Below are 12,394 nucleotides of genomic sequence, written 5' to 3' on the forward strand. Positions count from 1 at the left end.
CTACGTTCCCGGGTCATGACGGTTAAGGGCTTTGCTACTCAGACCTTGCGGAGCCCGTGCGTCCGGGATCAGGTGCCGGGCTGGTCGACGGCGAACTCGTAGGCGATCTCCCACCGCACATCGGGAATGACGATGTCCGCGGTCTCGACCGGGCGCCCCTCGATGTCGTAGTAGGTCCGCTCCACCTGTGTGACCAGGTCGCCGACGCTTATGCCCAGCAGGTTGGCCTGCTCCTGCGAGGCGCGGGCCGGACGGGGCACCTCGACGGCGGTCTTGATGGCGACGCCGATCGATCGCATCCGCTCGACGACGCCGGCACCGGCGTGCGGGCCCATCTCGGGCAGGACGATCGGGGTGCCGTCGGTGATGGCCATGGGTTCCCACGACTCGGACAGCTGGGCGGGAAGCCCGTCGGCGAGGAACTCGTAGTGGGTGACGACACACAGGTCACCGGGCTCGATGGCCAGCCGCTGGGCGATGTGGATCGGGGCCGGGGTGCGGGCGGCGCTGCGGGACTCCCACGTTCCGGCGCGACCCCGCTTGCGCATGTCGGCGCGGAACGAGGACCCGGCGCCGTGTTCGCGGTCCCGGCAGCGGACCATGCGCAGCCGCTCGCGCGGTCGGCGTACGTAGGTGCCGGATCCCGCGCGCCCTTCGAGGATGCCTTCGATGATCAGGCGCTCCATGGCGCGCTGGGCGACGGACTGCCCCACGCCGTACTCCTCGGCGATCCGGGCCCGGGACGGGAGCTTGTCGCCCACGGCCCATTCACCCGCCTCGACGCGGGTGCGCAGAGCGGCGGCCACTCGCAGATAGGGCGCTTCACGTGGCATGTACGCGACTCCGGGACGTTGTACGTCGACATTGACAAAGCTAACCCATCAGGTCGAAGCTGAATATTCAGCCTCACGAACAGTGACGGCCGATCGTCAGGGGATGTCTATGTCTGCCGCGCTTCCACATGTCGTCGCGCTCGCGTCGCTGCTCTCCGCGGCGACCAACAGCGAGCCGCGCATCACGGAGACGGCCGATGCCATCCGGATCGAGGCCAACCTCCCCGCCGACCTGAGCGCCGTCACCCGGTCCGCCATCCTCCGCACCCTCGGCACCGCCGACCGGTACGGCCACGACCGCACGGAGAACGGCGACGTCGTCTGGGCCGAGATCTACCTCTACAGAGAAGAGAAGCGGTGACCACCACCCCCACCCGCCCGCTCCCCGACCCGAGGACGCTGACGTGGGACCAGGCCGCCGGGCGCGCCTGCGTCTGGTGCAGGAAGCCCCTGACCACCGGCACGGTCAGCGTCGGCATCATCCGCGACCGGCTCGGCGCCCACATTCTCGACACCGAGGTGTGGACCGGGCCCTGCTGCGCCGGCATCCAGCCCCGGGCGCGGCCCCGGTGACTCCCGTCGACGGCAGCCCGACGCACCCTGCCACGACCGGCCCCGCACGACCGGTCCGGCACGGGCGGTCCGGCACGGGCGGTCCGTCCGCGGCGGCGGACGGCATGGCGCCCGCGAGCACGGCCGTCCCGCCCGTTCACCCCCGTACCGCCCCGCACAGAAGGATTCCGTGGCGTATCGGCCGCCGTCATGCCCCACGGCCCGGACCGCCGGGCGTGCCGGGGCGGGTGGCCGGGCGTGCCCGGTGGCCCGGTCGGCGGGCGGGGTCAGGCGAAGGCCGAGGGCGGCGGCGCCGGGGAGGGTCTGGCGTCCGCGTCGGTCACCGCCGCCGCCCCGCCAGTGAAGTCGGTGAGCGCCCGCCCGTGTTCGACGCGCCCGGGGTGCGGATCGGCCGCGACCCGGCGAGTCAGTTCCGCGGCCTTCGGCGGCAGGTCCGAGGCGAGCAGCACGGCGTTCCCGAAGCGGCGACCGCGCCACACGGCCGGGTCGGCGGCGAGGACCAGTTCGGGGAAGACCGCGGCGGCGGTGGCGACCTGGCCGCGCAGATGGGCCAGCGGCGGCCCGTCCGCGAGGTTGGCCACATAACTCCCGCCGGGCTTCAGGACCCGCCGCACCTCCGCGAGGAACTCCGTACTGGTGAGGTGCGCCGGGGTGCGGGCACCGCTGAAGACGTCGGCGATGACGAGGTCCGCCCAGCCGTTCTGGACCTTTCCCAGCCCGGCACGGGCATCGGTGTTACGGACCCGGATCCTGGCCTGCGGGTCCAACGGGAGTTCCCGGCGCACCAGTTGGACGAGCCGGGCGTCCACCTCGAAGATCTGCTGGGTGGAGCGGGGCCGGGTCGCGGCGATGTAGCGGGCCAGTGTGAAGGCCCCGCCGCCCAGGTGGACCACGTGCAACGGGTGCCCGGACGGTGCGACGAGGTCCGCGATGTGACCGATCCTGCGCTGGTACTCGAAGGACAGGTGCGTGGGGTCGTCGAGGTCCACATGGGACTGGGGGGCGCCGTCGAGTGTGAGCGTCCAGGCGCGCGGGCGCTCCCGGTCGGGCATCAGCTCGGCGAGACCGCCGTCCACGGGCTCGGCGACGGTCTCCGCACCACGCCCGCCGCGGCCCAAACCGCGTCCGCCGCGCCCGGAAGCGTTCCCGGCCCCACGCCCGGAACCGTGCTCGGTCCCGACGTCGGCCCTGCGACCGGATCGTTTGCGGGCGGGCGCGCCCCCGCTCGACGCTGCTCGACGTGCCACTGCCGCTCGTGCCCCTGCTCACCGCTCATCGCTCCGGACCGGTGCGCGACCGGCCGTGCCGGGGAACCCCGGCCACCGGCCCATTATGGGCGGCACACGAGGGACCTGCCGCAACGCCCGTGAGAACGGACCTCAGAGGGCCCATGAGGGAACGGGCCCACGATCGCCTCCGGCTCGGGCGGGCGGGCCGTGGTCGGCGACAGACTGCGGACCGTGGTCGGCAACGGTCTGCGGACCGTGCTCAGCAACAGTTGTCGGCCGCCTCGATCAGCCGGGCTGCCTGGTCGAGGGCGGCCCGCAGCACGACCGGGTCGGTGACCGGGGCGTCATCAGCGGGCGGCAGCAGCCAGCCGCCGCCCACCGGCGGCTCGGCGGGAACGGGCGACTCGCGGCCGTCGGTGCGCGTACAGGCGCTCCCCGGGACGTCCCACGCCTCGGCGGTGCCCGGGGGCACCAGGAAGCCGAGGGTGTCGCAGTCGCCGTCGTGCAGGACCGGGCCCACGGCCTCCTGGTCGCCGCCCCGGCGCAGGATGTCCACGGCCTCCAGGCCCTGACGGGCCGGAACGGTCACCACATCGCAGGGTTCGGCGTCGTGGCCCTCCGCGGATGCCGCAGACGCCGCGGACTTCGCGGCATCCGTCGCGGCCGGGGCCGTCGCAGTCGTCCGTGAGCCGGTCTCCGTGCCGAGATTCAGCAAGGGACCTCTCCTCTCATCTCTCATCGCTGGTTCGTCGCTGCGTCTCATTCACCGGGCGGATCACCGCCGGATCTCATCGCCGGGCGGAGCCGGATTCCGTCTTCCGCAGGGACCAACGCGCCGAACGCGTCAAGGGCTACGGTGCCACGCCGCCGCATTGAGTGGCAGTTCATGGCAGATCGCAAGAGAGATGCCCCTTTCATTACCAAACACCCCATGTGCGGCCGGTCATGGCGAGTACGTTCTTGCTCCGCCGGGACACTCCGGGACACCGGAAGCAGGAACCCGGCCGCGGAAGAGAGGTCCTGGTCCATGGTGTCGACAGGGGCAGTTCCCAACTTCGCCTTCCGGCGGCTGCGCGGACAGCGCTCCGCCGGGGAGTTCGCCGCCGCGGTACGCAGATCAGCCCGTGAGATCGGCGAACGCGTCGCGTGCGACGCCCGGTACATCGGACGCGTGGAGTCCGGCGAGATCCGCTGTCCCAACTACGCGTACGAGCGGGTCTTCCTGCACATGTTCCCCGGGATGTCCCTGGCGGACCTCGGCTTCTCACCGCGTGAGACGGTACGCGGCAGGGGCGCGCGGGCCGCCGTCGAGATCCCCCCACCCCCTGTGCTCCACAGCGACATCGACGAGGAGAGCGACGTGCTGCGTCGCGTATTCATGACGAGCGGAACCGCCACCGCGCTGGCGGCCGCGCCCCTGGGCCTCGGCGTCGGCGGTACGCCCGCCGCCGGGGCCACCGCGCCGGACCGGCACCGGGTCGGCGAGGCCGAGGTCAGTGCCGTGGAGAACGCGGTACGCCGGATCCGGCTGCTCGACGACCGGCACGGCGGCGACGGACTGTACCGCGAGGCGTCCCGGCCGTTGCGGGCGGCGTACGCACTGCTCGACACCGGGACCGCCGCCAAGCGCTCCACGGCCGACCGGCTGCATGCCGGGGCCGGCGAACTGGCCATCTCGGTGGGCTGGCTGGCCCATGACTCCGGGCGGTCCGAGGACGCCCGCTCGCACTATGCGGAGGCGCTCGCCACGGCGCGGGTGGCGGGCGACGCGGCGCTGGAGGCGCACGCGTTCTGCAACACGTCGTTCCTGGCCAGGGACATGGGGCGGCCCCGCGAATCCGTGCGCGCGGCCGAGGCCGGGCAGCGGGCCGCGCGCCCGCTGGGCTCGCCGCGGCTGCTGGCGCTGCTGGCGCTGCGGGAGGCGGGCGGGCGGGCCGGGCTCGGGGACCGGCCGGGCTGCGAACGGGCGATCGGCCGGGCCCGTGCGGCGTTCGAGCGCGGGCCGTGCGAGGCCGATCCGGAGTGGATGACGTTCTTCCGCGAGGCGGAGCTGGAGATGCTGGAGGCCCAGTGCTGGTCGGCGCTGGGCGACTGGCCACGGGCGGCCCGCCATGCGCGGCGGGCGGTCCGGCTCCAGGACCCGCACTTCACCCGGAACCTGGCGCTCTACCGGACCGAGCTGACCTGGGACCTCGCCCGGGGCGGCCGGGCCGAGGAGGCGGCGACGGCGGGCCATCGGGTGCTGGACCTGCTGGACGGCGTCCGCTCCTCGCGCATCCGGACGATGCTGGCGGGCGTGACGCAGGTGCTCGCACCGCGGCGGGGCGCCGACGAGGTGCGGGGGTTTCTGGAACGGTACGCGACCGTGTCGGGGGTCTCCGGGTAGGCGGCCTGGGAACGCCGGAGGAACGAGGCCCCGGGGGGCCGGAAGTATGTGAGCCCCGGGGAGCGGAGGGCCGAGAAGCGGAAGCCCAAAGGAACCATGGGTCCCGGACCGGCGGGGCGCTCCAGGCCGGCAGGCGGTCGGCCGTAGCGCCCCGCCCGCCCCGGGCGGCCCGCTCACCCATCCGCCTCCCGGGCCGCGCGTCGGCGTCGGCGCACCACGGCCACGGCTCCGCTGCCGCCCCTATCGTCCCTGCCGCTCCAGGTGGCCCGTGTCGTTCCACCGTTCCATCGCCGGTGCCCCGTACGCCCACCCCAGCACCGACAAGGACGTCGGGTCGAGCCTGATGCGCGCCGCGAACGACACGTCCTCGCCGAGCCACCGCGCACCCAGCGCCCGCAGGATGTGGCCATGCGCGAAGACCAGCACATCGCGGTCGGCCGAGCGGGCCCAGTCGACGATTCGGTCGGCGCGGGCGGACAGTTCGGCCAGGGTCTCCCCTTCGGGCACCCCGTCGCGCCAGATGAACCAGTCGGGCCGGATCGCCTTGATCTGCGCCGGGGTCATGCCCTCGTACGCGCCGTAGTCCCACTCCTGGAGCGCGTCCCACGGCTCGGCCCGGTCCGCGAACCCCGCGATGTCGCAGGTCTCCCTGGCCCTCCGCAACGGGCTGGTGCGCACTTCGAGTCCCGGCAGCTCCGCCCACGGTCCGCTGCGCAGCCGTTCGCCGAGCAGCTCGGCGTCCACCCGGCCGGAGTCGAGCAGGGGGATGTCCGTCCGGCCGGTGTGTTTGCCGTTGACGGACCATTCCGTCTGACCGTGCCGGGCGAGCAGGATACGCGGTGCCATGACGGCTCTCTCCCTGAACCGAGATCTGAGGCCGGAGATCGAGGACTTTGATCCGAGGCCGGAGATCAAGTCGAAAACGAGTCGAAAACGAGCCGACGACGAGTGGACATCGGCTCGACAGCGGCTTGAGTCGACTCGGCACGGGCTCGACATCGACTCGACGCTGAGCCGACGCGGATCTTCCGGTTCCCATCATCGCGCACCGTTGCGGAGCGCAACCTCCGGGGCGGCACAGACGTCCCTCCCTGCACGGAAGAATCCGCACGTGGCACAAGGGGCCGCCAGATGCCCCGGGGAAATCGCGGCCGACCTCCCACCCTACGGTGAACGCATGCCGTCGGCCGGATGAAGACATGATGGAGAGCAACCGGATGCAGCATGCCAGCACCGCGCCCGCGGCACGCCCGCGGCCCCGTTGGTGGACCGAACTGCCATTGCTGGCGCTGGTGTACGCGGCCTATTCGGCGGGCCGGCTGCTGGCACGCGGTGACACCTCCACGGCCATCGACCACGGCCTGGCCATCCTGCGCCTGGAAAAGACGCTCCACATCAACGCCGAGCACCCGCTCAACCGGCTGTTCACCGCCCATCCCGCCCTCGGCATACCCGCGGACTTCGTGTACGCCTCACTGCACTACCTGGTCACCCCCGTCGTCCTGGTCTGGTTGTTCCGCCGCCGCGAGGCCCTGTACCGCAGGGCCCGCACCTGGCTGATGACGTCCACCGTGCTCGGTCTCGTCGGCTTCACGCTGATGCCGACCTGCCCGCCGCGGCTGCTGGACGCGGCGCACGGCTTCGTCGACACGATGGCGCGGTACAGCTCGTACGGCTGGTGGGGCGCCGAGGCGAGCGCCCCGCGCGGCCTGGGGGCGTTGACGAACCAGTACGCCGCGATGCCCAGCCTGCACGTCGGCTGGGCGCTCTGGTGCGGGATCGTGTTGTGGCGCCACGCCCGGCATCCGCTCGTTCGGGCCGCCGCCGTCGCGTACCCCCTGGTCATCACGTTCGTGGTGATGGGCACGGCCAACCACTACTTCCTCGACGCGGTGGCCGGGGCCGTCGTGATGGGCGTCGGGGCCCTGCTGACCACCCCGGTGCTGCGCGCCCTGGACCGGGTCGGGGCCCTGCTCGCCGGCCGTTTCCCGCAGTTCGCCCCGGCCGTCTTCCCACGGTTCGCCCCGGCCGTGGATTCCCCGATTGCCGCGGATTCCCCGATTGTCAGTGCCGAATGCGAGACTTCGCCGGGTGAGCGAATCCCTGGCCAGCGGACCGCCTCCGCAGACTCCACCCATGCCGGGACGGCGGGTGCCCCGGACGCCCGGACCCGTCCCGTCCCCGGGGCCGAAGCCGCCGCCCGAGCGGGAGCGGGGGCAGCGAGGGACGACGCTGCGGCAGCGGCTCGCTGAGCTGCGCGGCCCGGACGTCGCGCCGCGTCCGCTGGACGCCCGCGCGCTGGCCGCCCTCGCCGCCAACCCCGGCTGCCGGCGCCGCGCCCTGCTGGACGGCGCCGGGGTGAACAAGGCGGCGCTGGCCGAGGCGCTCGGTTCGCCGGCCCCCTTCGGGCAGTCGCAGTTCGCTCTCGTCCGGGGCAACTCCTTCGAGGCCAAGGTCAAGGCCGACGGCGGGACGGAGCTGATGCGGCTGTTGTACGAACGCCTCGGCGGCGGCGCTCCGGCACCCGACGAGGTGCCGGTGCCCGATCTGACCGCGGCCGGCCCCGAGGGCCGCGCCGCGCGTACGGCGCTCGCGCTGCGCGAGGCGACCGCGGCCGGCCGCTGGGCACTGCTGGACCACCCGATGCTGACCCTGGACGTGGCGGGCTCCCCGGTCCATCTGGAGCCGGACGCGGTGGTGGTGCATCCCGACGGCACCTGGACGGTCATCGAGATCAAGTCCTTCCCCATGGTCGACGGCTCCGCCGACGCCGCGAAGGTAGGGGCCGCGGCCCGGCAGTCCGCCGTCTACGTACTGGCGCTGGAGCGGCTCGCGGAGCTGACCGGGGGCGCCGAGGCCGGTCACCGGGTGCTGCTGGTCTGCCCGAAGGACTTCTCCAACCTGCCCACCGCGTCGGTCGTCGACGTACGCAAGCAACGCGCGGTCACACGGCGCCAGCTGACCCGGCTGACCCGGATCGAGGACATCGCCGCGGCGCTGCCGCAGGGTACGACCTTCGATCCGGCGTGCTCGGCACGGGAGTTGGACGCGGCGGTCGCATCGGTCGGCGCGGCCTACGCCCCGGAGTGCCTGTCCACGTGCGAACTGGCCTTCCACTGCCGGGCGAAGGCCCGAGCGGCGGGCGCGGTGACGGCACTGGGACGGAGCGTGCGCGGCGAACTCGGCGGGCTGACCACGGTGGGAGCGGTGCTGGCCGCCGCGGCGGGCAAGGAGGGCGATCCGGCCGATCCGACGGTCGCGGCGCTGCGACGCGCGGCGGCACTGCGCACGGAGGCGCTGGAGTACGCCGACGCGGGGGCACCGGGGAGCGGTGCGACCGTGGTGGAGGGAAGCGGTGCGGCATGTCGCTGATCAGCACCCTGGCCCGGCTGGAGGCCGTGGAGAGCGGCCGGGCGCAGCCGTTGACGACCGTCCTGCACCGCCGTCTCACCGACCGGCCGCTGGTCCTCGTGCCGTTGACCACCGCCGGTGAGGCGGGCGCGCCGTTGGGGGCGCTGGTCGGCACCGACCGGGACGCGCCCCGGTTGCTGGCGGTCCCGCAGCCTCGCGACCGTGACCAGCGGTTCTCGTTCCTCGCCGATCTGGCCGACGCGGTGCTGCCGCACATCGAGGCGTACGAGGACGTCGTCGAGCCCGCGGAACGCAACGAGACCGACCCGGCGACCGGGAAACGGACCAAGGTCGAGGTCGAACTATGCGCGGACGCGCCTCAGTTGATCGTGCCGAGCCGCGCGGGCATCGATTTCGTGCGGCTGCTCGGGCGCTCCATGCGGTTCCGGCGCACGGCCGAGGACGATCCCGACAGCCCCTACCCCGCCCCGCCGCGTGTCCCGCTGCTCGGCCGCTGGCTGACGCACTACGGGGAGCGGGCCCGGGTGCCGGGTTCCTCGCTGCTGCTCGCCGTCACGGACCTGCTGAACCGGCACTGGGCGACCGGGCAGAGCAGCCTGGAGGACCAGCACCTGGGTGCGTTGCTGGCCTGGATCGCCCCTCCGCCGGGCGAGTTCGGGGCGTCGGCGGCGCTGCGCGCGGAGTCGGCACGGGATGGCGAGGGGCAGTTGCTGTGCCCGCCCGCCGGTCCGGCCACGGACCCGGCCTTCGACAACCGGCTGCTGGCGCCCGCCATCGAGCGGTACGACCGGGCGCGCAGCGCGCTCGCCGCGGCGGAGGACGGTCTGGCGGCCGATGTCCGGCTGGGCGGGCTGACGGCCGCGGAGCGGGAGATCAGGCAGTTGCTGGCCGGGGTGATGCGGCCGACCTGGGACGCGGTGTGGCGGGGGCTCGATCTGTTGCGGGAACTGCCCGCGGGGTCCAGGACGGAGGAGCGCTGGACGCGGGACCGCTGGTCGTTCACCGGTCACCGGGACCGGGTGCGGTCCGGTGAGCCGCCGCAGCCGCGCCGGGACGACGCGGTGACGGCCGCACAGAAGCTGGCCTCGCGCGAGACGGCGCAGGCGCAGCTGGAGGCGCAGGAGGCGCTGGACGATCCGCTGGTGCTGGCCGGGCGGCGACTGGCCGGTGAGGCGTTCGTGGGCGAGGTGACGGAGGTGGTGATGGCGTACAGCGAGTCGAAGCGTCCGTCTCCGCGTCCGCTGGTCACGGTCCGCACGGACGAGCGCCCCCATCTCGGCGAGCGCGTCAAGGTGTACCGCTCGCTGGACGGCAGACCGCAGACCGCCGAGTTCGTGGAGTACGCGGCGGAGCCGGAGGACGGGGACGCGACCGCGCTGGTGCTGCGGATCACCGACCGGATGGGGCGGGGAAAGGACCCGGCCGCGGGTTCGGTGCCCGAGCCGGGTGACCGGATCGTCTGGACGCTGTTCGAGCACGATCAGCGCAGCGGCCCGAAGCTGCCGGACCCGGAGGAGACGCCGTGGACGCACGGCGGCCCGCCGGGCGTGGTGTCGGGGCACGCCGAGCGTCCCGACCCGGTGACCGCGGAGGACCTGCTGTGACACGGGAGCACGGAGCACCTTGCTGTGACGCGGGAGCACGGAGGACCTTGTGGTGACGCGTAACTCCGGAGGAGATGTCGTGACGGCCGCGTCCGACCCGGGCGTGCAGGCCGCGCGGGCGACCGACGCGATCCTCGCCGACACCCTGGGCGGGGTGTCGCGCGGCATCGTGGTGGACTCCCCGCCGGGCGCGGGCAAGTCGACGCTCGTGGTGCGGGCCGCGCTCGAACTCGCCTCGGCCGGGCGCCCGTTGATGGTGGTGGCGCAGACCAACGCGCAGGTCGACGACCTGGTGGTGCGGTTGGCCGAGAAGGATCCGGACCTGCCGGTGGGCCGCCTGCACAGCAGCGACTTTGACCCGTACGACCCGGTGCTGAACGGTCTGGCCAACGTGCGGAAGTCCGCCAAGGTGTCCGATCTCGCGGGGCTCGACATCGTCATCTCGACGGCCGCGAAGTGGGCGCACGTGAAGAACGTCGAGCCGTGGGGCCACGCGATCGTCGACGAGGCGTACCAGATGCGTTCGGACGCGCTGCTGGCCGTGGCCGGCCTCTTCGAGCGGGCGCTGTTCGTCGGTGACCCGGGGCAGTTGGACCCGTTCTCGATCGTCGGTGCGGAGCAGTGGGCGGGGCTGTCCTACGACCCGTCCGCGAGCGCGGTGTCCACGCTGCTGGCGCACAATCCCGGGCTCCCGCAGCACCGGCTGCCGGTGTCGTGGCGGCTGCCGGCCTCGGCCGCTCCGCTGGTCTCGGACGCGTTCTACCCGTACACCCCGTTCCGCAGCGGTACGGGCCACGGGGACCGGCGGCTGTCGTTCGGGATCGCGTCCGACGGCTCGCCCCCGGACCGGGTGCTGGACGAGGCCGCGGAGTCCGGCTGGGGCCTGCTCGAACTGCCGGCCCGGCACACCCCGCGCACCGACCCCGAGGCGGTACGGGCGGTGGCCCTGGTGGTGCGGCGGCTCCTCGACCGGGGCGCCGCGGCGACGAGCGAGCGCTCCCCCGGCCCGGTCCCGGTGACGGCGGACCGGATCGCCGTCGGCACCGCCCACCGCGACCAGGCAGCGGCGGTCCGCGCGGCGCTCGCGGACCTGGGTGTGACGGGTGTCGCGGTGGACACGGCGAACCGGCTCCAGGGCCGCGAGTTCGATGTGACGGTGGTGCTGCACCCGCTCTCCGGCCGTCCGGACGCGACGGCGTTCCATCTGGAGACGGGCCGCCTGTGCGTGCTGGCCTCGCGCCACCGCCACGCCTGTGTCGTGGTGTGCCGGGCCGGTGTCACGGAGCTGCTGGACGAACATCCGTCGACGGAACCGGTGCAGTTGGGCGTCACGGTGAAGTTCCCGGACGGCTGGGAGGCGAACCACTCCGTACTGGCCCACCTGGCGGAGCACCGGGTGCCCTGGCGGCCGTGACCGCCGTACGAGCCCCGGGCTGCCTGGACGGCCCGCGTCGCCGACCGGGGCTACCGGTGGGAAGCCGGTTCTTCCGGTGGGAAGGGGAGCGCCGCGCTCGTGGCGCCCGGCTGCGGGCCTCTCGGGCGTGCCGGGCGCGCACCGGCGGAGGGCGGTGTACAGGGCGAAGCGGCCGGGGCCGCCCCGATGGCGGCGAGCACGGGCGGGAACCGGTGGTGCGCGGTCCGGACGACCGGCCGGGGGCGAGCCGTCGGCGCCGCTCCGGACGGTCGGGGCCCCGGGTTTCGCGATTCCGGCGAGCCCGCTCGCCCGGCGTTGGACAATGGAGGGTGGCCCACCGGGCCCCATCCGAGCCCACCGGTTCCGTCGGGGCCCATCGAAGGAGGAATCACCACATGGCACAACCCGAGCGGAACGAGCGGCAGCGGCTGCGCCCCGCGCCCCTGCTCTTCGAACCGTCGGCCGCGGTCGCCGACCCCGAGCATTTCTTCGACCTGGAGTCGATGGAGGACCCGAAGGAGCTGCTGGCCCGCGCCACCGAGCTCACGCTGGCCTTCCGTGCCGCGACCGATCGCGCGGTCGAGTTCCAGGCGATCGCGGCCGCACAGCTCGCCGACCCTCGCCGGTTCGACCGGCTGACGACCGCGGACATCGCGCAGCGTGCCGAGTGGACCGAGGACTACGCCAAGAAGATGGTCGAGTTCGGCCGGAGCCTGCTGGGCGGCTCGGCCCCCTGACCTGCCACCGCCGCATGGCGTGTGCCGTCCATGACCGGTCGCCCGGTACGCACGTCCGGCCCCTGACCGGCCGTGCACGGGACCTTCCGTCTCCGGCCGGCCACACGGCAGGTACCGCACCCTGGCCGCTGGTCGACGGGGACCGCGCGACCAGGCGGGAGCGGCCGTCGAAGGGTCGGGGTACAGCCCCTGGCATATGCCGGGGCGCACGATACTCGTTCCCACCCCACCCTGTCCCGGTTTCCG

12 protein-coding genes are annotated in these 12,394 nt (G+C 73.7%); 8 read left to right on the forward strand and 4 right to left on the reverse strand.

The annotated features are described in order from the left end of the window. Positions 1-68: 68 nt before the first annotated feature. The gene (locus tag ACIHCL_RS04415) at positions 69-833 is read right to left on the reverse strand and encodes a GntR family transcriptional regulator (protein WP_399856778.1); all 765 of its coding nucleotides are present in this window, start codon (positions 831-833) and stop codon (positions 69-71) included. Between the two features lie 103 nt (positions 834-936). Here ACIHCL_RS04415 and ACIHCL_RS04420 point away from each other — a divergent pair, with 103 nt between their 5' ends. Both ACIHCL_RS04420 and ACIHCL_RS04425 read left to right on the forward strand, forming a co-directional pair. Beyond that, positions 937-1,194 carry a hypothetical protein gene (locus ACIHCL_RS04420; protein ID WP_399856780.1) on the forward strand — a complete coding sequence of 86 codons (258 nt, stop codon included), beginning with the start codon at positions 937-939 and terminating at the stop codon, positions 1,192-1,194. After that, complete coding sequence (locus ACIHCL_RS04425) at positions 1,191-1,406, forward strand: hypothetical protein (protein WP_399856782.1); 216 nt, start codon at positions 1,191-1,193, stop codon at positions 1,404-1,406. The genes ACIHCL_RS04420 and ACIHCL_RS04425 overlap by 4 nt, the downstream gene beginning before the upstream one ends. Before the next feature lie 266 nt (positions 1,407-1,672). On the opposite strand, the gene ACIHCL_RS04430 is transcribed toward ACIHCL_RS04425, so the two are convergent. Next, positions 1,673-2,458, reverse strand: a complete 786-nt coding sequence (locus ACIHCL_RS04430; RefSeq protein WP_399857148.1) for a spermidine synthase — start codon at positions 2,456-2,458, stop codon at positions 1,673-1,675. Positions 2,459-2,894: 436 nt separating this feature from the next. Beyond that, entirely contained in the window at positions 2,895-3,350 is a 456-nt protein-coding gene (locus ACIHCL_RS04435; RefSeq protein WP_399856784.1) for a hypothetical protein, read from the reverse strand. A 312-nt stretch (positions 3,351-3,662) separates the two neighbouring features. On the opposite strand from ACIHCL_RS04435, the gene ACIHCL_RS04440 reads away from it, so the two are divergent. Continuing rightward, on the forward strand, positions 3,663-5,021 hold the full coding sequence (locus ACIHCL_RS04440) for a tetratricopeptide repeat protein (protein ID WP_399856785.1): 1,359 nt from the start codon (positions 3,663-3,665) through the stop codon (positions 5,019-5,021). 240 nt (positions 5,022-5,261) lie between these two features. On the opposite strand, the gene ACIHCL_RS04445 is transcribed toward ACIHCL_RS04440, so the two are convergent. Then, positions 5,262-5,867, reverse strand: a complete 606-nt coding sequence (locus tag ACIHCL_RS04445) for a histidine phosphatase family protein (RefSeq protein ID WP_399856787.1) — start codon at positions 5,865-5,867, stop codon at positions 5,262-5,264. A 371-nt stretch (positions 5,868-6,238) separates the two neighbouring features. On the opposite strand from ACIHCL_RS04445, the gene ACIHCL_RS04450 reads away from it, so the two are divergent. The 5 genes from ACIHCL_RS04450 (at position 6,239) to ACIHCL_RS04470 (ending at position 12,148) form a co-directional block, all read left to right on the forward strand. Further along, positions 6,239-7,273 carry a phosphatase PAP2 family protein gene (locus ACIHCL_RS04450; RefSeq protein WP_399856789.1) on the forward strand — a complete coding sequence of 345 codons (1,035 nt, stop codon included), beginning with the start codon at positions 6,239-6,241 and terminating at the stop codon, positions 7,271-7,273. Continuing rightward, positions 7,158-8,393 carry a hypothetical protein gene (locus ACIHCL_RS04455; RefSeq protein WP_399856791.1) on the forward strand — a complete coding sequence of 412 codons (1,236 nt, stop codon included), beginning with the start codon at positions 7,158-7,160 and terminating at the stop codon, positions 8,391-8,393. Before ACIHCL_RS04450 ends, ACIHCL_RS04455 begins: the two co-directional genes overlap by 116 nt. Further along, positions 8,384-9,997: a hypothetical protein gene (locus ACIHCL_RS04460; RefSeq protein ID WP_399856792.1), complete on the forward strand. Its 1,614-nt coding sequence runs from the start codon at positions 8,384-8,386 to the stop codon at positions 9,995-9,997. Before ACIHCL_RS04455 ends, ACIHCL_RS04460 begins: the two co-directional genes overlap by 10 nt. Positions 9,998-10,076: 79 nt before the next feature. After that, entirely contained in the window at positions 10,077-11,411 is a 1,335-nt protein-coding gene (locus ACIHCL_RS04465) for an AAA domain-containing protein (RefSeq protein ID WP_399856794.1), read from the forward strand. Between the two features lie 395 nt (positions 11,412-11,806). Further along, positions 11,807-12,148, forward strand: a complete 342-nt coding sequence (locus ACIHCL_RS04470) for a hypothetical protein (RefSeq protein WP_399856796.1) — start codon at positions 11,807-11,809, stop codon at positions 12,146-12,148. The last annotated feature ends 246 nt before the right edge of the window (positions 12,149-12,394 follow it).

Origin of the sequence: Streptomyces sp. NPDC052042, from assembly GCF_044548345.1 — a bacterium.
In the GTDB taxonomy this organism is placed as follows: Bacteria; Actinomycetota; Actinomycetes; order Streptomycetales; family Streptomycetaceae; genus Streptomyces.

Bases quoted from the DNA above. Each gene is read 5' to 3' on its own strand.
- ACIHCL_RS04415 (WP_399856778.1), bottom strand. From the start codon at position 833: ATGCCACGTGAAGCGCCCTATCTGCGAGTGGCCGCCGCTCTGCGCACC.
- ACIHCL_RS04420 (WP_399856780.1), top strand. From the start codon at position 937: ATGTCTATGTCTGCCGCGCTTCCACATGTCGTCGCGCTCGCGTCGCTG.
- ACIHCL_RS04430 (WP_399857148.1), bottom strand. From the start codon at position 2,458: ATGCCCGACCGGGAGCGCCCGCGCGCCTGGACGCTCACACTCGACGGC.
- ACIHCL_RS04440 (WP_399856785.1), top strand. From the start codon at position 3,663: ATGGTGTCGACAGGGGCAGTTCCCAACTTCGCCTTCCGGCGGCTGCGC.
- ACIHCL_RS04445 (WP_399856787.1), bottom strand. From the start codon at position 5,867: ATGGCACCGCGTATCCTGCTCGCCCGGCACGGTCAGACGGAATGGTCC.
- ACIHCL_RS04450 (WP_399856789.1), top strand. From the start codon at position 6,239: ATGCAGCATGCCAGCACCGCGCCCGCGGCACGCCCGCGGCCCCGTTGG.
- ACIHCL_RS04455 (WP_399856791.1), top strand. From the start codon at position 7,158: ATGCCGGGACGGCGGGTGCCCCGGACGCCCGGACCCGTCCCGTCCCCG.
- ACIHCL_RS04460 (WP_399856792.1), top strand. From the start codon at position 8,384: ATGTCGCTGATCAGCACCCTGGCCCGGCTGGAGGCCGTGGAGAGCGGC.
- ACIHCL_RS04470 (WP_399856796.1), top strand. From the start codon at position 11,807: ATGGCACAACCCGAGCGGAACGAGCGGCAGCGGCTGCGCCCCGCGCCC.